Origin of the sequence: Mycobacterium sp. 1274761.0 (genome assembly GCF_001668615.1) — a bacterium.
In the GTDB taxonomy this organism is placed as follows: domain Bacteria; phylum Actinomycetota; class Actinomycetes; order Mycobacteriales; family Mycobacteriaceae; genus Mycobacterium.
The window spans coordinates 168,941-191,911 of the sequence record NZ_LZMC01000019.1; the positions used below are offsets into that span (position 1 = coordinate 168,941).

Sequence of the window (22,971 nt, forward strand, 5' to 3'; positions counted from 1 at the left end):
CCTTACTGGGTTCCTTCTGCATACCAGGTACGGAATCGGTCGTACTTGGGCATCTCCTCGGAGTTGGCTTTGGGATCGATGCACACGTGCACCACGGCGGTCTTGCCGCTGGCGAAGGCCCGCTGGATCGCCGGGCCGATCTCGTCGTCCTTCTCGACGAACTCGCCGTGGCAACCGAAGCCCTCGGCGATCTTGTCCATCCGGACGTCCTTGCTCCAATGCACCCCCGGCTGTGGCGACGGCTGGGCGAAAGTGCGTTTGTAGACACCGACCTCGAGGCCCCACTGGTGGTCCACCCCGACGACACAGACCAACGGCAGGTTCTCCCGCGCGGCGGTCTCCAGTTCGGCGATGTGGAACAGGAACGCTGAATCACTGGTCAGCAGCATGACGGGGCGCTTGCGGCCCTCGGCGACCGACGCACCGACGGCGTACGGCAACCCAGTGCCCAGGTGACCGAAGTTCTGGTTCCAGATCACGTCGCGCGGCTTTGTCTGTGAGTAGGTCCACTGGAAGATCACGGTCGCGCCGCCGTCGCGCACCATGATGCCGTCTTCGGTGAATTCGTTGAACGCCTTGGTGGCCTCGACGACGAAGCGGGCGGGGTGTATCGGGGTGCGCCCGCTCGGAGCTTCTTCGGCCACCCGCGCGAGCTCGGCGGCGTCGGCCTTGACCAAGGTCTCGAGGTCGGGCGACGCGGCGCGCGGCGTGTCGCGCAGCGCCTCGACGAGCTGAGGCACAACACCGCGCAGATCGCCCACCAGCGGCACGTCGATCGGGCGGTTGACGCCGATGGCAGTGGGGTCCTGCTCGACCATCACCCACTTGCGGTTGGCGTCGTTGCCGGCCCAGTGCTGGGTCCGGCCGTAATGCATCGGCTCACCGAGTTCGGTGCCCAGCGCCACGCAGAGATCCGATTGCTCCACGGCCTCGTTCGCGGCGGGCGAGAACAAGTAGGGGAAGGTGCGGTCCTCCAGGCCGGGGATGAAAGAGGTGCCGCCGGAGGTCTGGATGACGGGACAGTTCATCAGCTCGGCAAGCTGCTTCACCTCCCGCTGCGTCCGGGAGGTGTGTACGCCGTGGCCCACCAGCAGGATCGGGCTCTTCGCCTCGCGGATCAGCTTGGCCGCCTCGGCGACCTCGCGGCTGCCGGCGCCCTGGTTGACGAGGCGGTAGCGGTGCGGCGGTAACGGATCCGCCACGTCGAGCTCTTCGAGGATGACGTGCGACGGGTATTCGACGTAGGTCGGTCCCGGCGTGCCCGACATCGCTTTGCGGATCGCTTCGTGGATGATCTCGTCGGTCTGGTCGGCGTACTCGATGGAGCTGCTGTACTTCACCGATGCGGCGAAAAGGGGCTCCTGCTGCACGAATTGGATGCGTCCGCGGCGCACTCGGCGCTCGGTGACGCGGGCCCGCTGGCCGCCAAGGAAGACGACGGGTGAGTTCTCGACGAGCGCGCACTGGATGGCGCCGGCGATGTTGGCCATGCCCGGTCCGAGCGTGCCGATGCACAGCCCCGGCTTTCCCGTCATGCGTGACGCCGCCTCGGCCATGAACCCGGCGCTCAGCTCGTGATGCGGCGCCACAACCGACCAGCCGCGCGCTTCGGCCTCGGTGAACATGTGCACGAAGTTGGGGTCGGGGATACCGAACAGCGTGTTGACGCCCTCGGCCTCGAAGAGGTCGAGGATGCGTTTGTAGACGGGCACACCCATGGTGAAACTCCTTTTAGACGTAGCGTTTTGCGAGCTGAAGACGATGTGATGCGGGAGAGCCGAACAACGAGCGATTGAGCGCGGCGCGCTTCAGGTACACGTGGATGCCGCTCTCCCACGTGTAGCCGATGCCGCCGTGCAGCTGCATGGCCTTGCCGGCGATGTCGACGGCAGTACTGCACGTGTGAGATTTGGCCATGGCTGCCGCCACATCCGCATCCGGTCGGTTCTCCGCAACGGCGGCGACCGCGGCCGTGACGAGTTGGCGGGACACCGAAATCGTCGTGAGCATGTCTGCACACGCGTGCTTGACGGCCTGGAATGACCCTATGGGACGGCCGAATTGGTGGCGGACCTTCGCGTATGCGACGGTCGCTGAGAGCATCGCGTCGGATAACCCGAGGCTGTCGCACGCGACCGCGATCGCGGCACGGTGGCGCAGTCGGCGCACTGCGGCGCCCGGGTCGCCGTCGAACCGGAGCACCTCCGTCGCCTCAACGCCCTCCGCCGACACCGTGGCAAGCCTGCGGGTCACGTCGAGCACGGGTTGCGGCGTCACGGTCGGCTTCGCAACCGTGACCCGATCGTGGGCGACCAACAGCACCGCGTCCGCCCCTTCGGCGTCGGGAACGAACTCCGGCGAGTCCAGCGCGACAGCGAGCCGCACGGCACCGGAGGCCACGTCGGTCAGCAATCGATCGCGGGTATCGCTGGGCTGCACGGCAATCAAGGTCCCGACGGCCAGTACGGCGCTGCCGAGGTAGCTGGTGGCGCTGGCCGCGCGACCCATCTCCTCGCAGACGACGGCCACCTCGGCGAAGGTCGCCCCGGCTCCCCCGAACTGCTCGGGCACTTCCAGCCCGACCCAGCCCGCGTCGACGAGCACCGGCCACTCCACCGAGCGGTCCTTGGCCAGCAGATCGCCTGCAACGGATCTGAGCTCGGCGTGGAACTCTTCGAATTCGCGTGCGGTCATGCCACGCTCGGCTCTCGCGGCAGCCCCAGTCCGCGTTCGGCGATGATCGTGCGTTGGATTTCGCTCGATCCGCCGGGGATCGTCCACTCCCACGAGCCGATGAAATCCAGCATCCACGAACCGGATTCCCATCCGCTGGAGGCCGACTTCACCAGCTCGGTGTGCGCGGGCAGGCCGCCGACCTCGGCGCCGAAGCCCGTCATTCGCTGAAGCAGCTCGCTGTAGTAGAGCTTGACGATCGATGCATCCGCCGGCCCCACCGTGCCGGCCTCGCTGCTGACCACCAGCTGGCGGCAGAGGCCGCGCAACCCGGTGATCTCGGTTTCGAATTGTGCCAATCGGTCGGCCACCAACGGATCGTCGACGGGACACGACTGCACCAGCCAGCGAAAGCCCGCATTGCCCAGGCGTTCGGCCAATTCCAGCATCGTCATGCCGCGCTCGGCACCCAGCGTCGACTGGGCGACCTGCCAGCCGGCGTTCTCCTCGCCCACCAGATTCGCGGCGGGAATCTCGACATCGTTGAGAAAGATCTCGCAGAAGTGTGAGTCACCGATAGCGTTGCGGATCGGCCGCACCTCGATGCCGGGGGTGGTCATGTCCAGCAGAAAATAGGAGATGCCTTTGCGCTTGGCGGCGTCCGGATCAGTGCGCGCAAGCAGCAGGCACCAATCGGCGTGCATTCCTCCGCTGGCCCATAGCTTTTGGCCGTTGACGACGTAGCGGTCGCTGTGCCTTCGCGCCGTGGTACGCAGGCTCGCGAGGTCTGATCCCGCCTCGGGCTCGGAGAAACCCTGCACCCAGATCTCCCCGTCGAGGATCGCGGGCAGATGCCTGCGACGCTGCTCCTCGGTGCCCGCTGCCAGCAGAGTGGACGCGGCGTGGTGGATGCCCACGAACGCCAGCACCAGCCGCGGCGCATCGTGAGCGGCAAGCTCTTGATACAACACGATCTGTTCGGCGACCGGCAGCCCACCACCCCACTCGCTGGGCCAGTGCGGCACGGCGTAACCGGCGGCATGCAACCGGGCGAACCACTCCTTCTGAAAGCGCACGAATTCCTCGTCGCTGACCCAGGTTTGAGTCGCCCGCCAGTCGGCCGGGATATTGTCCTCGCACCACGCCTGCACGGTGGCGCGGAACTCGTCGAGATCGGCCGTCACGCGTACAACCCCGTCAGACCCGCTCTACCCGCGCGGCGGGTCAACTCGTCGCGGGTGGCCGACAACCCGAGCGGCAGCCGCCGCAACGGCTGGCTATAGCGCGACAGCCACGACAGGGTGGTCTCGTCGCAGAAGCCGACAGCGCCGTGCAGCTGATGGCACACCCGGAAGACCACCTCGGCGGCCTCGATCGCCGCCATGCGCAGCGCCAGCGCGTCCACCAGGGCCTCCGGCTTGCCCGAACCCGCGCTCCACAGCGCGTATTTGGCGAGGATATCGAGCCCGCTGCGCTCGACCTCGGCGTCGGTCAGCTGGAACTGCACACCCTGGAACGCTGCCAGCGTCTGCCCGAACTGCTTACGCAGGCTGACGTGTGCGATCGTCAACTCGAGCGCACGATCGAGCATGCCCAGCAGTGTCCAGCACGGCAGCACGAGCGCCAGCGCCACGTCGGCGGCCCCGGCCCCGTCGATCTCGGCGAGCTCGAGCGGCGTGACGAACGCGGGACCCGTGGCGCCGTGGCCGACGACGGTGCTGCGGACGCCATCCAACGTCACTGCCGCCCAGCGTGATTCGACACCCCCGACCGCCGCGACCTGCTGATTCGGTGTCACGGTGATCAGGCCGTCGACCTCCAGATCGGTCGGCCGGGCCAGCCGTTCCGCGACGGGATAGGGCACTGCCCAATAACCGGCACTGCGGCACAGCGCTGCGGCGGCTTCCAAACCATCGGCATCGGTGCGGGCGTCGAGGTCCCAGGCCCCGAGCTCATCGAGCACTCCACCGCACACGTCGTCACGGGTATCCGGCTTGGCCTCGGCCTGCTGGACGAGCTGATCGCCACCGGCCGACTCGAACGCCCGAAGCGCCTGCCGCCCATATTCTTTGGCGTCGTCGCCGAGATCGAGGATCATTTCTTGCTCCTCGCGTGCGCACCCAGCATCGCCCTCGACAGCAGAATGCGCTGCATCTCGATGCTGCCCGACGACACTGTGGACGCCTGGCTGTAGCGCCAGTGGTCTTCGGTCTCGTCGAGGAACCATCGCCCGCCCGGATCGTCGGGTGACACCTCGGCAGCGATTTCCATCAGCACCTCGGCGCTGTCCTGATCCAACTTCGTCACCGCGATGCGGTAGGCCGCGGCGTCGCCCGGCTGGACCCGGCCGCTACTTTGCAAGGACACAACGCGATACGCGAGCAGGCGGGCGCGTCGACAGTGGGTCAGCATCCGTATCCAGCGTCCCCTCAACTCGGCGGGCAGCTCCTCCCACCGGTCGCCCAGCACCGACGGCGCCGCAGCCAGCAGCCGCTCGCACCGCGCGTAGCGGGCGATGCCGACACGTTCGAACGACGTCACCTCACCTACGATCGACCAGCCCTGGTCGACCTCCCCGAGCACGTCGTCGCGGGTTACCCGCAAGTTGTCGAAGAACACCTCGTTGAGGTGATGCGGACCCAGCATGGTGCGGATTGGTCGCACCTGGATCGCCGGATCATCCATCGGGACCAGAAAAATCGTCAGGCCCTGCTGCTTCTTCTCGCCCTTGTGCGTGCGCGCCAGCAGGAAACACCATTGCGCCATCGTGGCGTACGACGTCCAGATCTTCTGACCGCTGACCAACCAACCGTCGCCGTCGGGGCGCGCGGTGGTGCGCAGCGAGGCCAGGTCCGAGCCGGCCTCCGGTTCCGAGAAGCCCTGACACCAGATGACTTCACCGCGCGCGATCGGCGGTAGGTGCTTGCGCCGCTGCCCATCGGTGCCGTGCCGCATGATGATCGGCCCAACCCAGTTGACGCCCATGTACTGGGCGCCGCGCGGCTCGTGATGGGCCCACATCTCCTCGCGGACGACGGTCTGCTCCCACACCGACGCACCGCCCCCGCCGAACTCCTCCGGCCACGACAGGCACAGCAGGTTTTCCTCGGCCAGCGTGCGGCAGAACCGCTGGGCCGTCTCGAGGTCCTTCGGGTCGTCGGTAAAGGCACCCAGAAAGCCCTCCGGCACATAATCTTTCACTAGTTCACGCAGCCGGCCACGCAGCTCGTCGGCGGTTGGCCCCATCTCAAAGTCCACAGGCGTCCCTGTCCAGTCCGAGCTCGTGCAGCACCTCGGCGGTGTCGGCCCCAAGCTCGCGGGTGGGCCCCGCGATCCGGCCGGGGGTGCGCGAAAACCATGTCGGCACCCCGGGCATTCTCACCGGCCCGTACGCGGTGTCCACCGTTTCGAACAACCCGACCGCGTTGAGGTGCGGATGGTCGAACAGCACATCAGGGGTGTTGATCGGCGCCGCCGGAATCTCGAGTTCACGGAACAATGCCATCCACTCGTCGGTCGTCCGTTCCAACATGGTCTGGGCGACAAGGCCATAGACGGCGTCGATGTCGTTGGCACGCTGTTCCAGCGTGGCGTACGACTCGTTCACCCAGGCCGGACGGACCGCGTTCACGAACGCGTTCCAGTGTTTGTCGTTGTAGATCAATGCCGCGATATGCCCGTCCTTGGTCGGGTACGGGCGCCGGTTCGGAGCCACCGTGCGCGGATACACCGCCGGGCCCAGCGGGGGGTCGAACATGGCGCCGTTGGCATGCTCGACGAGCATGAACGAGGCCATCGTCTCGAACATGCTCACCTCGACCTCCTGACCTTCACCGGATTTCTCGCGGTGAAAGAGCGCCATCATCGTGGCGTAGAGGGCGGTGAGCCCGGCGACTTTGTCGGCCATGATGGTTCCGACGTAGTTCGCTTCACCCGTCAGCTGTTCCTGCACGGCGGGTAGACCGCATTCGGCCTGAATGGTGTCGTCGTAGGCGGGCCGGTCCCGGTCCGGACCCCGCCTGCCGTACCCGTAGCAGTTGGTGTAGACGATCGACGGGTTGATCGCGGCCACGTCGTCGTAGCCGAAGCCCAGCTTGCAGACGGCCTTTGACCGCATCGAGTGGATGAACACGTCGGCTGTCCGGATAAGGGCCTGCAGTGCGGTTCGGCCCGAACCGGTCGTCAGGTCCAGCACGATCGCGCGTTTGCCGCGGTTGACGTTCATGTATACCCCGCTCATGCCGGGCGCTGGTCCGACCGAGATGTAGCGGGTGTTGTCACCCGCGGGCGGCTCGACCTTGATGACGTCGGCCCCCATGTCGGCCATGATCTGGGTGCAGTACGGCCCCATCACCATCGCGGTGAGGTCGACGACCCGCACGCCGGTCAGCGGCCCGCTACCCATGGAGAACTCCTTGCTGTGCCATCGCGAAGCTGTATCGGATGTGGTCCCCGTGGCCGTCGGGCACGACGGGAAACACCATCGGCTTCGACATGTCGCGGATGGCGCCGAGGTGCTCAGCGACATCCGCGATCGTCCACGACGGCCGGTACACCCCCGGCGTCTCGACCAGCACTGCCCTAGCCACTCGCCCTGCGAGCGCGATCACGACTTCACCGGTGATGGAACAGGATTCGTGTGACAACCAGCCGACTGCTGGCGCGACCAGGTCGGGCCCCATCGGCGGGTAGGCCGACGTGTCGATACCCTCGGCCATCCTGGTCACGGCGGCCGGCACGATCACGTTGCTCATCACCCCGTGCGCCGCACCCTCGATCGCCGCGACGTTGGACAGCCCGATCACCCCCGCCTTGGCGACCGCGTAGTTGGCGACGTCGTGATTGCCGTACAGTCCGCCGATCGACGACGTCAGCACGATGCGGCCGTAGCCGGCGTCACACATCGGCTGGAACGCCGGTCGCACCACGTGGAACGCGCCGCGCAGGTGAACGTCGATGACGGCCTCGAAGTCCTCGTAGGTCATCTCCTTGAGAGATCCTCGCCGGACGATGCCCGCGTTGTGGATGAGGACGTCGATGCGGCCGTAGCGGTCGAGGGCGGTATCGATGACCGCCTTACCGCCGTCGGGTGTCGCCACCGAGTCGGCGCTGACGACGGCTTCCCCACCGGCCGAGGTGATCTCGCGCACCACCTCGTCGGCGGGCGTGGAATCTGTCCCGTCACCGCTGAGACTGCCGCCGGCATCGTTGACGACGACCTTGGCACCCTGCGCCGCCAGCAGCAGGGCGTACGAGCGGCCCAATCCCCGACCGGCTCCCGTCACGACCGCGACGCGGCCGTCGAACCTCAGGTCACCCATCTAGGTCCCAAGCACCAGGCCGTCCAGATCACCCTTGTCACGCCACTCCTTGAGCAGGTCGCCGAAGGCGTAGAAGCCGGGGCCGTAGGGCTCACCGAGGTGGGAGCGGATGCCCTCACCGCCGCCACCGCCTTCGTTGTTGTAGTAGCCCGGCGTGCACGAGGCGTCGAAAGCCGAGTTGTCGACAGCGGATTCACGGATGGTCTTGATCCAGTCGTCCTGGGCTTCCTGGGTGGGCTCCACCGTGGTGGCGCCGCGCTTGAGCGCCTCGGCGACGATGTAGGCGATGTGCTCACCCTGCAGCTCGTAGTTGGCCGCGATGTTGGCCGAGATGCCGACCTGGGTGAAACCGGTGAAGAATTGGTTGGGGAAGCCCCTGCTGGTCATCCCGTGCAGCGTCTTGTAGCTGTCGTGCCAGTAGTCGTACAGCGACAGCCCGTCGCGGCCTTCGATCGCGTCAATCGAGTACCGCCTGCTGATCTCGGTCGTGATCTCGAAACCGCTGGCGTAGATGATGCAGTCGACCTCGTATTGCTGACCGTTGGCAACGATCCCCTTCTCGCTGATCCGTTCCACGCCTTTGGAATCCGACACATCCACCAACGTCACGTTCGACCGGTTGAATGTGGGCAGGTAGTCGTCGTTGGACAGCGGGCGCTTACACAGGAAGCGGTAGTACGGTTTGAGCGTCTCGGCGGTCGCGGGATCGTCGACGATCTCGGCGATGCGGCGCCGCAGCCGCTCCATGATCTTGTAGTCCTCTTCCTCGCGGATCGCCATGAACTGTTCCGGCGTCAGCGAGGCGGGGTCCTCCAGCGCCATCACGCGCGCGGCGGTGTTGCGGCCGAGCTCGGTCCAGAAATCGCAGACGAGGTCGGGCTGGCCCAGCGCCATGCCTTCGAACGTCCACGAGTGGAAGTTGCGTTGCCGTTCCTTCTGCCAGCCGGGCTGCAGGGTCTTGACCCACTCGGGGTTGGTCGGTGTGTTGTTACGCGTGTCGACCGACGAGGGAGTGCGCTGGAATACGTAGAGGTGCTGGGCATCTCGCGCCAGGAAGGGCACCACCTGAATGGCGGTGGCGCCCGTTCCGATGATCGCGACCCGCTTGTCGGCGAGCTTGTCCATGCCGCCGGTGAAGTCGCCACCGGTGTAGTCGTAATCCCACCGTGACGAGTGGAAGCTGTGTCCCTCGAAGTCCTTCATTCCCGGGATGCCGGGCAGCTTCGGACGGTGGAACGGACCGGAGGCCAGCACGACGAAGCGGGCCCGGATGTCGTCACCGCGGTTGGTGGCGAGGCGCCAGCGCTTGATGTCGTCGTCCCAACGCATCTCCCGCACCTGCGTGGAGAAGATCGCCGAGTCGTACAGCCCGAAATGCTTGCCGATGCGCTTGCAGTGCTCGTAGATCTCGGGGCCATCGGCGAACTTCTTGCTTGGTATGTAGTCGAGCTCTTCCAGAAGCGGTATGTAGCAGTAGGACTCGTTGTCGCACTGAATTCCGGGGTAGCGGTTCCAGTACCACACGCCGCCGAAGTCACCACCGAGCTCGATGATCCGGACGTCCTCGACGCCGGCCTTCTTCAGATGGGCCGCCGACAGCAGGCCACCGAAACCGCCGCCGAGCACCGCGACGTCGATGTCCTCGTTGATCGGATCACGGGGCGCGACAGGGGTGTACGGGTCCACCTCGTAGTAGCCGGCGAAGTCGTCGGTCAATTCGACGTACTGCTTGGATCCCTCGGGGCGCAACCGCTTGGCACGCTCCTGTGCGTACTTCTCCCGCAACGCATCGATGTCGATGTCGTCGGGCGTGTCGGTGGGTGCGCAGGGTGTGCTTGACGCCGGATCAAGAACAGTCATTCGCTAGAGCTCCTGTGGTTCGCCGGTGCCCATGTACTTGGACAGTTGGTAGTGGAGGTTGACCGTGCTGCGTTCGCGGTACGGGTTCGGTTTGGTGCCCGGGAAGCCTAGCGATTTCATGCCCTGCTGGACGGCCGCCATGTTCGAGAAGTCCTGCGGCAGGACCGACAGCCAGTTCGGGCTGTCCTTGGGTGTGTACTCCCACTCGGTCTGCGGCTCTTGGCCTTTGGGATACAGCTCGAACACCGCAACCTCGAAGATGCACTTGTCCGGGTTGTAGCCCGGGTCGGGCCGGGCGCTGTAGCACAGCGCGCTGGTCAAGCCCTGGCCGATCTGGAAGTTCGGGAAGATCTGCCACGCCGTGCCAGCCTGTCCGAGAATGTCGGCCGGGATCGTCGGCCAGATCACGCCGCGGGCTTCGTCATCACGGCGCGCCGACGACAACCAATGCTCGAGCACCTTGTCGGCCGGCGTGCCTTCCGGCAGTTCGTCGACCAGTCGTTTGGCGGCGTTGACCAATGTCTCGGTGGTGGTCGCGTTGGTCTGCTCCCACGTGTACATCTGCATCTCTGCGGTGGAGACGCGCGGATCGTCACCGATGCCGAGTCGGATCTTCGACTTGGTGGCCTCCATCTCCTTCGGCGCGTCGTAGCCGATGTTGCTGTGCTTGCCCTGCGCCTTGGCCCAGCCCTTGAACTCGCCGAACCTGTTGAATTCGGGGTGGGTGGTGAACACGTGGTAGGTCTCGTTGAACGCCTCCAGGGCGACCTTCCAGTTGCAGTCGAAGTACAGCCACTTGCGCCACTTGTAGCGCATGTTCTCCAGCCCGAACGGGTCGAGGATCTTCGCGGCCGGGAACAGGTAATCGGCCAGCGGCTCGCAGTCGGGGTCCATGTTGATGAAAAGCCAACCACCCCAAGTGTCGACCTGGACGGGCACCAGGTGGGTGTTCTGGGTGGTCAATGCGCCCTTCCAATCGTCCTGCTCGCGGATGTGCGTGCAGGCACCGTCCAAACCGTATGTCCAGCCGTGGAATCCGCATACGAACGACTTACGGGCGCGTCCGAGGGCGTTCTTCGCCCCCTCCAGGGTGTCGACCAGACGACGACCGCGGTGCATGCAGACGTTGTGGTGGGCCCTGAATTCGTTTGGGCCGGTACGTACCACGATGATCGAGTCATCGAGGATGTCGTAGGTGAGATAGCTACCGACGTCCGGCAATTCCTCGACGCGGCCGACCTGCTGCCATACCTTGCGCCACAGCCTGTCCCGCTCGGCGCGCGCATAGTCCTCCGAGATGTAGGCCTCCACCCCGATCGTCACCGGTTCGGAAAGCTCCTCAGCGGCAGATGTTTCGATATTTTCGGTATCGGTCATCACATCTCCTTGATCGCTGCGCGGAAGGTCTCGTCCTTTAAGAACAGCGAGGTGTTGTCGGCGCCGAGGTGCGTCCACTTGAGGTTCAGCCCGCCGTCGACGAGCAGTGTCTGACCGGTGATGTAGCTCGACAGGTCGGACAGCAGGAACAGAATTGCGCCCGCCTGTTCCTCCGGACTTCCCCGGCGACCCATGGCGATCGCCTGGCGATCGCGTTGCGGATCGTGGCCCGTGTAGGTAAGCGAGGCGGCGGTCGCGGTGACGCCCGGCGCGACCGCGTTGACCCGAATGTTGTCCTGGGCGAGCTCGACCGCCATCGTGCGGGTCATCGCGACGATCGCAGCTTTGGCCGTTCCGTAGGCGATGTGAAACGGAGCGGTGTTCATGCCGGAGATCGACGAGATCGACACGATCGAACCCGGTCTACCGGTGGGGCGGATCTCGCCTGCGACGGCTTGGCTCATGAAGAACGCGGTTTCGAGGTTCGCCGTGAACAGCGACCGCCAGTCGGCGCGGCTCACCCTGGTCGAGGGCATCCACGTGGCCGGCTCTGCGCCGCCGGCGACATTCACCAGACCGTAGAGCTCGCCGTCGGCGCCCCGGGCCGCTTCGACGGCGGCGGCGATGCCGTCATCGGTGGACGCGTCCGCGGCCACCGGAATCACCGACAGTCCGCGGTCGGCCAGCGGCGCGACGTGTTCGTCGAGGTTCTGCTTGGACCTGCTCACGGCGACGACGGTCGCGCCTGCTTCGGCGGCCATGCGGGTCACTGTCGTGCCGATCCCGCCGCCGCCTGCACCCGAGACCACCACGATGCGGCCGTCGAGCTTCAGTAAGTCGGTCATGAACCTATTTGTCCGGACAATATACGGTGCTCTGCATATTGCAGAACACTATTCCCCAGCATTTATCGAGCCGTCAAGGGTCGACACGTGCTTCGTTAGGCCTATTGTCTGGACTATTCGAGCTTGATAGCGTCCGTGGCCATGAGCTCGTCGCGCACCGACGCCCGCTACGCTGCACCCACCCCCAATGTCGCCGACGGATGGCGGCTCGAACGCCTCACGGCACCCAGCCGGTTGTTCGGCGCCAACGGTCTGCGCACCGGCCCGGACGGCCGCGTCTACATCGCCCAGGTGACCGGCAGTCAGATCAGCGCGCTGGACGTCGCCACCGGCCGGCTCGACACCGTCAGCGCTAAAGGCGGCGACATCATTGCGCCCGACGACGTGGCGTTCGACCCCGACGGCGTCCTCTACGCCACGGAGGTGATGGACGGCCGGGTCAGCGCGCTCGGCGCCGACGGGCGCAGCCGGGTTCTGCGCGACGACCTGCCCTGTGCCAACGGCATCACCGTGCACCAGGGGCGGTTGTTCATCAACGAGTGCCGTGACGGCGGACGGCTGATGGAGCTTGACAGGGCCACCGGATCGCAACGGATCCTGCTGGAGAACCTGCCCTCACCCAACGCCATGGAGGTGGGCCCCGACGGGCTGTTGTATTACCCGCTGATGACGGCCAATGAGATCTGGCGAATCGATCCCAACGGCGGTGAACCGCAACGGGTTGTGGGCGATCTCGGCGTGCCCGACGCGGTGAAGTTCGACGCGGAGGGTTACCTCGTGTCGACCCAGGTCGCCAGCGGGCAGGTTCTTCGTATCGACCCGCGCAACGGCGAGAAGACGGTGTTGGCTCAGCTGACCCCCGGCCTGGACAACCTCACCATCGTCGGTGGCCGGGTGCTGGTCTCGAACTTCACCGGAGAGATCACCGAGATCGTCGACGGTGACGCCAGCACAGTGCTGGCCGGCGGGCTCAACTGGCCGCTCGATCTCGCGGTCGGCGACGACGGTCGGCTGTACGTGGCCGACGGCACCTACTTCTACGCGGTGACCACCGACGGCTCACTGGAAACGGTGGGGATGCTGTTCTCGCCGGGTTATCCAGGCTTCCTGCGCGGCCTGGCCCCGGCAGGCAACGGTGAGTTCGTCGTGACCACGTCGGGCGGCCAGGTCGCCCGATACCGACCCGCCGCCAACGAAACCGACTATCTCGCCACCGATTTCGATCAGCTGTACGGCGTGGCCATCGGGCCGGGCGGGGTGATCGTGTTCGCCGAACTCGGCACCGGCAAGTTGCACGCGCTGCAGTCGGGCGGTGTCGAGACACTGGCTTCGGGACTGGACGGCCCCGTCGGCGTCACGTTCGACGCCGACGGTCAAGCCCTCGTCGCCGAGTCGGGCGCCGGCCGGGTGGTGAAACTGCGGGGCTCGGTTTCCGACGTCCTCGTCGATGGTCTGCAGAAACCGCAGGGCATTCTCGCCCGGGGTGGCCAGCTGTTCATCGTCGACGCCGGCGCCAAGGAACTCATCTCGGTTGATGTGGCCAGCGGCGCGCGCACCACCATCGCCGCCGGCCTTCCGGTCGGGGCACCACCGGGAGTGGAGCCCAAGCCGCTCAAGGGCATGCCGCCGTTCTCCGGTCCGCAGGGCCCGTTCGCCGGCATCACCGCGGGACCCGATGGCAGCCTGTATCTTTCGGCCGATGCGGACGGCAGCGTGCTGGCGCTGCGGCCCGCCTTTTGACGGACCGCGGAATGACCGAGACTTCGTCTGCTGACCACCGCTACATCCAGGTGGCGCGGGCGCTGCGCAAGGACATCGTGGACGGTGTGTATCCCGTGGGATCACAGCTGCCCACCGAACACGAACTGTGCGAACGTTTCTCAGTCAGCCGCTACACCGTGCGCGAGGCGCTGCGCAGGCTGCGCGAGGACAACCTGGTCTCGTCGCGCCCGCGCACCGGCACGATGGTGGTGCCCCGGTCCACCTCGGATGCGTACGACGTCATGTCGATCAACGATCTCGTGGCGTTCGCGACCGAGGCCCGGTTCGCGATCGAATCGATCAGCATGATCACGCTCGACGACGAGGTGGCCGCCAGGACCGGGCTCGCCGGCGGCGAGCAATGGCTGGCCGTCCGCGGTTTCCGTCAGTCCGAGGGCGCCGACTACGCGTTGTGCCGGACCGAGTACTACATCAATCGCGCCTTCGCGGCGGTCGGCAGGCTGCTGCAACGCCACACTGGGCCGATCTTCCCGTTGATCGAGGACCTGTTCGGCGTCAGCATCACCGAAGTCCAGCAGCAGATCGCTGCGGTTTTGATCGCACCCAGCCTCGCCGACGGGCTCAAGGTCGACCCCGGCTCCCCTGCGCTGGAAGTTCAGCGCACGTACAAGACGTCTGACGGCGAAATCGCCCAGCTCACCGTCAACACCCATCCAGCGTCGCGCTTCCGGCATTCGATGACGATGCGGCGGGTCCGGGGCTAGGGACATGCCGACACTGGCCGACTCACTCGCCGAAGCCGCGCGGCTCACTCCCGAGCGCGTGCTCCTCGTCGACGGCGACGTCCGGCTCGACAGCCGAACGCTGTGTGCCCGGGCCGCGGCGCTGGCGCAAGAGCTGCTGTCGCGAGCACCGACCGGCAGCGTCGTGTCGTTCATGCTGCCGAACTGGCATGAAGCCGCCGTGGTGTACCTGGCCGCGACGATGGCGGGCATGGCCGTCAACCCGATACTGCCGTCCCTGCGCGACCGCGAGGTGAGCTTCATCCTGGCCGACGCCCAAAGCCGGATCATGTTCGTGCCAAGCCAATTCAGGGGGCATGACTATCGCGCGATGATGGACCGGGTGACGGGTTCGATGGCCTCGCCGCCGGAGGTGGTCGTCGTTCGCGGTGATCACGGTGACCACACCCCCTACGAATCATTGGTCACAGGCGAGGTGAGCTCTGTGGAGTTTCCGACCGTCGATTCGACAGCGGTGCGGATGATCCTCTACACCTCCGGCACGACAGGCCGCCCGAAAGGCGTTCTGCACAGCCACGACTCGATTCACGCACTGATCTGCCAGATCCGCGATCATTGGTCGGTGGAGCCTGGCGACTCGTTCCTGGTGCCATCGCCGATCGCACACATCGGCGGCTCCATCTACGCCTTCGAGTGTCCTCTGCTGCTGGGCGCCACGGCCGTGCTGATGGAGCGTTGGGATCCCGACGAGGCGGTGACGCTCATGACCGCACACCGTTGCACCCACATGGCCGGTGCGACACCGTTTCTCGAGGGTCTGTTGGCCGCCGCCGAACGCGCCGACACCCGCCTGCCCGACCTCAAGGTGTTCATCTGCGGCGGCGCCTCGGTGCCGCCGTCGTTGATCCGCAGGGCGGCCGCGTACTTCCAGAGTGCGGTGGTGACACGGGTCTACGGCTCGACGGAGGTGCCTGTCACCACGGTCGGCTCCCCTACCGACCCTGACCGGGCCGCCGACACCGATGGCCGGCCCGGCATCGCGTCCGTCAAGCTGGTCGCCCACGACAGCGCACCGCCGGGCTCGGGCGGGATCCACGCCAGAGGACCGCAAATGCTGGTCGGCTACCGCAATCCCGACGACGAGCGCGACGCCTTCGACGACGAAGGCTACTTCCGTACCGGCGACCTCGCGCGGTGGGTGGACGACGACTACCTGGTGGTGACGGGACGGGCGAAGGACATCATCATCCGCAGCGGCGAGAACATCGCGCCGAAGGAGGTCGAGGACATCCTGGCCGGTCATCCCGACATCATCGAGATCGCCATCGTCGGGCTGCCGGATGCGAGGACCGGAGAGCGGGCTTGTGCGGTGATCGTGCCGAAGGCGCCGCCGGGACCCAATGTGAGTGAGCTGCGCGACTTCCTCGCCGACTCCGGGGTTGCGAAGTTCAAAGTCCCTGAGCAGGTGGAGATTTGGGACAGTTTGCCCAAGAACGACGCAGGCAAGGTAGTGAAACATCAGATCCGGGCGACCTTGATGAAAGCGGACGGGTGACATGCAGATTGCGATCGTGACAGGAGCCAGCAGCGGTATCGGTTTCGGCTGCGCGACCAAACTGGCGCAGATGGGCATGGCCGTGGTCGGCGTGGGCCGCGACGCGGATAGGCTCGGCGAGTTGGAGGACGCCGTCGGCGATCCGGACCGGGTGGCCACCATCGCTGTCGACCTGACCGCCGACGACGCGCCAGCCCGCATCGTCGATCTCGCCGTGCAGCGGTGGGGCCACGTCGATTTTCTGGTCAACAACGCTGGTGTCGGTAGCCCGAAGCCGTTACACGAGACCGACGACGACTCGCTGGACTACTTTCTCGGCCTGATGTTGCGCGCGCCGTTCCGGCTCGCACGCGACGTGATTCCGCATATGGGGCCGGGCTCGGCGATCATCAACGTCACCTCGACGTTCGCGGTGGTCGGCGGCCTGCGCGGCGGCGCCTACTCGGCCGCCAAGGGCGGGCTGACGGCGTTGACGATGCACATCGCCTGCCAATACGGACCGCAGGGAATTCGTTGCAATGCAGTCGCTCCCGGGGTGACGCTGACACCGATGGTCGCCACCCGCCTCGAGGACGAGCGGTTTCGCAAAATCAACACGGAGATGACGCCGCACCAGCGGCTGGGACGGGTCGACGACATCGCCAGCACCGTGGCCTTCCTGTGTTCGGATGGCGCCGAGTTCATCAACGGCCAGACGATCGTGGTCGATGGAGGGTGGAGTTCGACCAAGTACCTGTCGGATTTCGCGCTCAACTCGGAATGGGTGGCGAGGTGAACCTTTTCGTCCTCCTCGACCAGGCCGCGTCCCGATTCGGCGGTCGCGGGGCGGTCTATGTCGGTGAGCACCAACAGCTCACCTGGGCCGAACTGCGTGACCGGGCGCTGCGGCTGGCGGGTTCTCTGTGCACCCTGGGGCCGGGGGCGCGCGTCGCGATCGTCAGCGAGAACCGGCCCGAGATCATCGAGCTCATGTTCGGCGTGTGGGCGGCCGAGTGCGTCTACCTGCCGATCAACTACAAGTTGCACCCCAGGGAGATGCAGCAGATCCTCGACGATGCCGGGGCCGCACTGGTTTTCGCGTCGCCGAAGATCGCCGCCGAGCTGAGCCCGGTCACCGACGTGCCCCTCGAGATCATCGCGGGCGACGACTACGCGTCGAGATTCAGCGCCGAACCGGTCCCCGTGCCCAACACCGACGCGGCCGAGCTGGCGTGGCTTTTCTACACCAGCGGAACCACAGGAAGGTCGAAGGGTGCGATGCTGTCGCACCGCAACCTGATGGCGATGACCGTCGCGCACCTCGCCGACTTCGATTCGCCGGACGAGGACTGCAGCCTGGTGCACGGCGCACCGATGTCGCACGGGTCAGGCCTCTACGTCCCGCCGTACGTGTTACGCGCAGCCCGCCAAGTGATCCCGGCGTCGGCGGGGTTCGAGCCCGCGGAATTCCTCGACCTCTGTGAGCACCATCCTGGATGCAGCGCTTTCCTGGCCCCCACGATGGTTGCTCGCCTCGTCCAGACGGGTCGCCCACGGCCGCGCAACCTGCGCACGGTGGTCTACGGCGGCGGCCCGATGTACGTCGACAGCCTGAAGAAGGCCATGGCCGCATTCGGCCCGGTCTTCACCCAGCTCTACGGCCAGGGTGAAGCGCCGATGACCATCACCGGTCTCCGCCAGCGCGACCACCTCGCCGCAGACGGATGGGCCGACGACGCCGTGCTGGGTTCGGTGGGATACGCCCGCTCCGGGGTTGATGTCGCGGTGCTGCGCGACGACGGCAGCCCGGCAGACATCGGCGAAATCGGCGAAATCGTCTGTCGCGGCGACGTGGTGATGTCCGGCTACTGGAAAAACCCCGAGGCCACCGCGGCCACACTGCAGGACGGCTGGCTGCACACCGGCGACATGGGCTCGTTCGACGAACGCGGCTTTCTGACGCTGCGTGACCGGTCCAAGGACGTGGTGATCAGCGGCGGGAGCAACATCTACCCGCGGGAAGTGGAAGAGGCGCTGCTGCAACACCCCGCGGTGGTGGAGGCCGGCGTGGTGGGCGCCAAGGACGAGGAGTGGGGCGAGATCGTGGTGGCCTTCATCGTGGGCGACGCCGCGCCGGCCGACCTCGATGCCCACTTGCTCGACCGCATCGCCCGCTTCAAGCGCCCCAAGCGCTACGAGTTCATCGACGAACTGCCTAAGAACAGCTACGGCAAGGTGCTCAAACGCGAACTGCGCGAACGCTTGTCGTGATCATGCCGTCGCTGTGGCGCCCAGTGTGCGCTGAATGTCGGGTTTCATCTGCTGCAGCTGCTGACCGGAATAGCCCCAGCTGTGGATGCCTTCGGGAAAGTTGAACGTCGCGTTGTGTCCGCCGGCGGCCACGTAGGCGTCGGCGAAGGCGCGGTTGGTGTTGATCGCGAACCCTTCCAGGAACCCGAGTCCGGCGATCGGCGCGTCCGGGCTGGCCAACGCCGGGTCGGTGGGTGTGCCGTTGCCGCAGTAGATCCACAGGCGGGTGCCGTTGGCGGCCAGCCGACCGGCCTGCACGGTGGGATCATTGCGCGCCCAGGCCGGATCGCCCGGCGGGCCCCACATGGCGTCGGGGTTGAAACCGCCGTTCCACATCATCGCGATGCCGACCTGGCCCTGCTGGCTGGGCGCCGACAGGTTGAGGAAGCCCGACAATGACCCGGCGTAAATGAACTGCTGCGGATGGTAGGCGGCCAACACAAGGGCCGACGAACCGCCCATGGAGAACCCCACGATCGCGTTTCCCGTCAACGGCACGTTCTTGTTGGCCGTCAGGTAAGACGGCAGTTCTTGGGTCAGGAACGTCTCCCACTTGTACGTCGACGTCCCGGCGTTGCCGGTCGCTGGCCCGTACCAGTCGCTGTAGAAGCTGGATTTGCCGCCGACCGGCATGACCACCGATATCCCTGAGCCCTTGTACCAGTCGAAGGCCGACGTGTTGATATCCCAGCCATTGAAGTCGTCGCCGGCTTCCATGCTGTCCAGTAGGTACAGGGCGTGGGCGCCCGGCCCGGCGCTGAGAAACTCGACGCGGATGTCGCGGCCCATGGCTGCCGACGGCACGTTCAGCTGTTCGACGGGCACACTCGAGAAGGCGCCCGCGGTTGGCGCGCTGCAGAGCGCCCAGCCCAGCGCCGCCGTGACCGCCGCAACGGCCCATCGCCGCAAAGTTCCGTCCGGGCCTTTCCTGGCTGTACTGACGGTGGCCACCGTTGCCTCCCCTACGCAAGCCTGGTGCTTTCAGCCGGAGAGTACGACCATTTACGGGGATTTACGGCGAAATCGCCAGGTCGGCCGATCGCCGCAACCGGGGGGCACACTGAATCGGCGATTCAGCCGCCGATATTTCGGCCAGCATCTTGCGCCAACAGAAGTTATATGGGCTAAGTTAAGCACGGGTCGATTCTGAGGAGACGTGGATGGGTCGGGCGGCGTTCAGGGGGCGGAGCATGCGGTGTTGAAGCTGCTCAAGCGCGTCTGGATCCCCCTGCTGGTGGTGTTCGTTGTCGCGCTCGGCATGTTCATGGTCGACCGGCTGCGCGGTGTTTTCGGCAAGACCGAGCTGACGCGGCCCGGCGCCGGCCTGGTCAACGACCCTGAGCCGTTCAATCCCAAAGAAGTGAAGTACGAGATCTTCGGCGACCCCGGCGCCACGGCAACCATCAACTACCTGGACCTCGATGCGCAACCGCAGAAGGCGGTGAGCGTGCCGCTACCCTGGTCGCTCACGCTGACCACCACCGCCCCGGCTGCCAGCGCCAACATCGTCGCCCAGGGTGACGGTTCCAGCATCAGCTGCCGGATCACGGTCGACGGTGTGGTGAAGGACGAGAAGACGACCAACGGCCTCAACGCCCAGACCTTCTGTTTGGTGAAGTCCGCATGAGCCGCGCTTGCCAGGTGATCGCGTGAGCAACACCCACGTCGGCGCCCACCCGATGATCCCGCGGTTCATCCGCCTGTTCTGCGTGCCGATCGTGCTCGGCTGGCTGGCACTGGTGGTACTGGTCAACGTCATCGCGCCGCAGCTCGAGGCGGTGGGTGAAGCGCACGCGGTGTCGCTGGCGCCCAACGACGCCCCCTCGATGCAGGCGATGCAGCGGGTCGGCACCACATTCCACGAGTTCGACTCCAACAGCTCGGTGATGGTCGTGCTCGAGGGCGACCAGCCGCTCGGCGAGGACGCCCACAAGTTCTATGACGGGCTGATCGACAAGCTCGAGGCGGACAAGAAACACGTCGAGCACATCCAGGACTTCTGGGGCGATCCGCTGACGGCGGCGGGCTCGCAGAGCGCCGACGGAAAGGCCGCCTACGTCCAGCTGTACCTGCGCGGCAACCAGGGCGAAAGCATCGCCAACGAATCCGTGGCAGCCGTGCGCGAAATCGTCAATACTGCCACGCCACCGCCGGGTATCAAGGCCTACGTCACCGGTCCGGCCGCACTCACCAACGATCAGCACCACGCCGGCGACAAGAGCGTCAAGCTGATCACGATGATCACCATCGCGGTGATCTTCCTGATGTTGCTGTTCGTCTACCGCTCGCTCATGACGGTGCTCATCGTGCTCGTCATGATGTTCATCGAGCTGGCCGCCGCCCGTGGAATCGTCTCAACACTGGGCTACTACAACATCATTGGGCTCTCGACGTTCGCGGTGAACCTGCTCACCACGCTGGCGATCGCCGCGGCCACCGACTACGGCATCTTCCTCATCGGGCGGTATCAGGAAGCACGGTCCAACGGTGAGGACCGCGAAACAGCGTTCTACACCATGTATCACGGCACCGCGCACGTCATCCTCGGGTCCGGGCTGACGATCTCCGGCGCCACCTTCTGCCTGCACTTCACCCGGCTGCCGTACTTCCAGACACTCGGCATACCGCTGGCCGTCGGCATCCTGGTGGCCACCATCGCCGCCCTGACGATGGCACCGGCGATGATGACGATCCTCACCCGGTTCGGTCTCCTCGACCCCAAACGCGCGATGCGGACCAGGGGTTGGCGCAAGGTCGGCGCCGCGGTGGTCCGGTGGCCGGGACCGATCCTGGTGTCCACCATCGCGCTTGCGCTTGTCGGCCTGCTGGCGTTGCCCGGCTACGTCCCCAGCTACAACGATCGCGAATTCCTGCCTTCCGACATCCCGGCCAACCTCGGCTATGCCGCGGCCGACCGGCACTTCCCGCAGGCGCGGATGAATCCCGAACTGTTGCTGGTCGAGACGAACCACGACGTCCGCAACTCAGCCGACATGCTCGTCGTCGACCGTATCGCCAAGAACGTTTTCCACATTCCGGGTATCGGCCGTGTGCAGACCATCACCCGGCCACTGGGCACGCCCATCGAGCACACGTCGATCCCCTTCCAGATCAGCATGCAGGGCACCACCCAGCAGATGAACCAGGACTACATGCAGGCGCGGATGGCCGACATGCTGACCCAGGCCGCCGAGATGGACAAGACCATCGCGACGATGGAGAAGATGCAGTCGCTCACCAAGCAGATGTCCGAGACGACGCATTCGATGGTGCAGAAGACCAAGACCATGTCGCTCGACATCGGCGAAGTGCGGGACAACATATCCGATTTCGACGATTTCTTCCGTCCGCTGCGCAACTACCTCTACTGGGAATCGCACTGCTACAACATTCCCGTCTGCCATTCGTTGCGCGCGATCTTCGACACCCTCGACGGCATCGACGTGCTGACCGATGACGTGCAGCAACTCGTGCCCGACTTGGAACATCTCGACTCGCTGATGCCCCAGCTGACCGCGCTGATGCCCGAGATGATCTCCACGATGCGGACCATGAAGACGATGATGCTGACGATGTATCAGAGCCAGAAGGGCATGCAGGACCAGATGGCCGCGATGCAGGAGAATTCGACTGCGATGGGCCAGGCGTTCGACGCATCCAAGAACGACGACTCGTTCTATCTGCCGCCGGAGGTGTTCACCAACCCGGACTTCATGCGCGGCCTCAAGATGTTCGTCTCACCCGACGGCAAGGCGATCCGCTTCATCATTTCTCACGAGGGCGACCCCGCTACGCCGCAAGGCATTTCGCACATCGACCAGATCAAGAACGCGGCGTTCGAAGCGATCAAGGGCACGCCGCTGGAGGGGTCGAAGATCTACCTGGCCGGCACCGCGTCCACCTACAAGGACATGCAGCACGGTTCGAACTTCGACCTGTTGATCGCGGGCATCTCATCGCTGTGCCTGATTTTCATCATCATGCTGTTGCTGACCCGCTCGGTGGTCGCGGCGGCCGTCATCGTCGGCACGGTGCTGTTGTCGCTGGGCACCTCGTTTGGTATGTCGGTGCTGATCTGGCAGTACATTCTGGGCCTGCACCTGCACTGGATGATCATCGCGATGTCGGTCATCGTGCTGTTGGCCGTCGGCTCGGACTACAACCTGCTGCTGGTGTCGCGGTTCAAGGAGGAGATCCACGCCGGCATCAACACGGGCATCATCAGGTCGATGGGCGGCAGCGGCTCGGTGGTCACCTCGGCGGGGCTGGTATTCGCCTTCACCATGATGTCGATGGTGGTCAGCGACCTGCGGGTGGTCGGACAGGTAGGCACCACAATCGGTTTGGGCCTGTTGTTCGATACGCTGGTCATCCGCTCGTTCATGACTCCGTCGATCGCGGCGCTGCTGGGCCCGTGGTTCTGGTGGCCGCAGCGAATTCGCCAGCGCCCCGTTCCGGTGCCCTGGCCGACGCGGGAGACGGCCGATGAGCGGGTCGGCGTAACGTCTGGGCATCGCGCCGACGATGACAGTCCTACAGGACCAATCGGATAAATCGCATAACAGAATCGTGTAACTCCAAACAAA

18 protein-coding genes are annotated in these 22,971 nt (G+C 65.7%); 7 read left to right on the forward strand and 11 right to left on the reverse strand.

The genetic code is table 11. From position 1 onward, the window contains the following. Nucleotides 1-2: 2 nt before the first annotated feature. The 10 genes from A5651_RS03015 to A5651_RS03060 are packed head-to-tail and all read right to left on the reverse strand — an operon-like array spanning nt 3 to nt 12,076. On the reverse strand, nt 3-1,718 hold the full coding sequence (locus tag A5651_RS03015) for a thiamine pyrophosphate-binding protein (protein WP_066975394.1): 1,716 nt from the start codon (nt 1,716-1,718) through the stop codon (nt 3-5). 13 nt (nt 1,719-1,731) lie between these two features. After that, entirely contained in the window at nt 1,732-2,694 is a 963-nt protein-coding gene (locus A5651_RS03020; protein WP_066975396.1) for an acyl-CoA dehydrogenase family protein, read from the reverse strand. Further along, the gene (locus A5651_RS03025; RefSeq protein WP_066975398.1) at nt 2,691-3,857 is read right to left on the reverse strand and encodes an acyl-CoA dehydrogenase family protein; all 1,167 of its coding nucleotides are present in this window, start codon (nt 3,855-3,857) and stop codon (nt 2,691-2,693) included. The genes A5651_RS03020 and A5651_RS03025 overlap by 4 nt, the downstream gene beginning before the upstream one ends. Beyond that, nucleotides 3,854-4,771, reverse strand: a complete 918-nt coding sequence (locus A5651_RS03030; RefSeq protein WP_066975399.1) for an acyl-CoA dehydrogenase family protein — start codon at nt 4,769-4,771, stop codon at nt 3,854-3,856. The genes A5651_RS03025 and A5651_RS03030 overlap by 4 nt, the downstream gene beginning before the upstream one ends. Further along, nucleotides 4,768-5,919 carry an acyl-CoA dehydrogenase family protein gene (locus A5651_RS03035; protein ID WP_197496521.1) on the reverse strand — a complete coding sequence of 384 codons (1,152 nt, stop codon included), beginning with the start codon at nt 5,917-5,919 and terminating at the stop codon, nt 4,768-4,770. The genes A5651_RS03030 and A5651_RS03035 overlap by 4 nt, the downstream gene beginning before the upstream one ends. 1 nt (nt 5,920) lies before the next feature. Next, a complete protein-coding gene (locus A5651_RS03040) occupies nt 5,921-7,078 on the reverse strand; it encodes a CaiB/BaiF CoA-transferase family protein (RefSeq protein WP_066975402.1) in 1,158 nt (385 codons plus the stop codon). After that, a complete protein-coding gene (locus A5651_RS03045) occupies nt 7,071-7,994 on the reverse strand; it encodes an SDR family NAD(P)-dependent oxidoreductase (RefSeq protein ID WP_066975404.1) in 924 nt (307 codons plus the stop codon). Before A5651_RS03045 ends, A5651_RS03040 begins: the two co-directional genes overlap by 8 nt. Then, the gene (locus tag A5651_RS03050; protein WP_066975406.1) at nt 7,995-9,854 is read right to left on the reverse strand and encodes an NAD(P)/FAD-dependent oxidoreductase; all 1,860 of its coding nucleotides are present in this window, start codon (nt 9,852-9,854) and stop codon (nt 7,995-7,997) included. A 3-nt stretch (nt 9,855-9,857) separates the two neighbouring features. Next, on the reverse strand, nt 9,858-11,231 hold the full coding sequence (locus tag A5651_RS03055) for an SRPBCC family protein (RefSeq protein ID WP_066975408.1): 1,374 nt from the start codon (nt 11,229-11,231) through the stop codon (nt 9,858-9,860). Continuing rightward, nucleotides 11,231-12,076 (reverse strand): SDR family NAD(P)-dependent oxidoreductase, encoded by an 846-nt coding sequence (locus A5651_RS03060; RefSeq protein WP_066975410.1) that lies wholly within the window; start codon nt 12,074-12,076, stop codon nt 11,231-11,233. The genes A5651_RS03055 and A5651_RS03060 overlap by 1 nt, the downstream gene beginning before the upstream one ends. 141 nt (nt 12,077-12,217) lie before the next feature. Between A5651_RS03060 and A5651_RS03065 the strand changes: the two genes are divergently transcribed. From A5651_RS03065 to A5651_RS03085, 5 genes are read left to right on the forward strand one after another with little or no spacing between them, the layout of a single operon-like run. Next, the gene (locus tag A5651_RS03065; protein ID WP_066975413.1) at nt 12,218-13,816 is read left to right on the forward strand and encodes an SMP-30/gluconolactonase/LRE family protein; all 1,599 of its coding nucleotides are present in this window, start codon (nt 12,218-12,220) and stop codon (nt 13,814-13,816) included. Between the two features lie 11 nt (nt 13,817-13,827). Next, on the forward strand, nt 13,828-14,562 hold the full coding sequence (locus A5651_RS03070) for a GntR family transcriptional regulator (RefSeq protein ID WP_066975415.1): 735 nt from the start codon (nt 13,828-13,830) through the stop codon (nt 14,560-14,562). A 4-nt stretch (nt 14,563-14,566) separates the two neighbouring features. Beyond that, nucleotides 14,567-16,096: an AMP-binding protein gene (locus A5651_RS03075; protein WP_066975417.1), complete on the forward strand. Its 1,530-nt coding sequence runs from the start codon at nt 14,567-14,569 to the stop codon at nt 16,094-16,096. 1 nt (nt 16,097) lies between these two features. Further along, the gene (locus A5651_RS03080) at nt 16,098-16,871 is read left to right on the forward strand and encodes an SDR family NAD(P)-dependent oxidoreductase (RefSeq protein WP_066975419.1); all 774 of its coding nucleotides are present in this window, start codon (nt 16,098-16,100) and stop codon (nt 16,869-16,871) included. Then, on the forward strand, nt 16,868-18,346 hold the full coding sequence (locus A5651_RS03085) for a long-chain fatty acid--CoA ligase (RefSeq protein WP_066975482.1): 1,479 nt from the start codon (nt 16,868-16,870) through the stop codon (nt 18,344-18,346). The genes A5651_RS03080 and A5651_RS03085 overlap by 4 nt, the downstream gene beginning before the upstream one ends. On the opposite strand, the gene A5651_RS03090 is transcribed toward A5651_RS03085, so the two are convergent. Then, the gene (locus tag A5651_RS03090; RefSeq protein WP_066975422.1) at nt 18,347-19,336 is read right to left on the reverse strand and encodes an esterase family protein; all 990 of its coding nucleotides are present in this window, start codon (nt 19,334-19,336) and stop codon (nt 18,347-18,349) included. It abuts the gene before it with no gap. Between the two features lie 244 nt (nt 19,337-19,580). Here A5651_RS03090 and A5651_RS03095 point away from each other — a divergent pair, with 244 nt between their 5' ends. Together A5651_RS03095 and A5651_RS03100 are read left to right on the forward strand one after the other, a co-directional pair. After that, nucleotides 19,581-20,012: an MmpS family transport accessory protein gene (locus A5651_RS03095; RefSeq protein WP_066975484.1), complete on the forward strand. Its 432-nt coding sequence runs from the start codon at nt 19,581-19,583 to the stop codon at nt 20,010-20,012. A gap of 52 nt (nt 20,013-20,064) precedes the next feature. Further along, nucleotides 20,065-22,938: an RND family transporter gene (locus A5651_RS03100; RefSeq protein WP_082943553.1), complete on the forward strand. Its 2,874-nt coding sequence runs from the start codon at nt 20,065-20,067 to the stop codon at nt 22,936-22,938. The last annotated feature ends 33 nt before the right edge of the window (nt 22,939-22,971 follow it).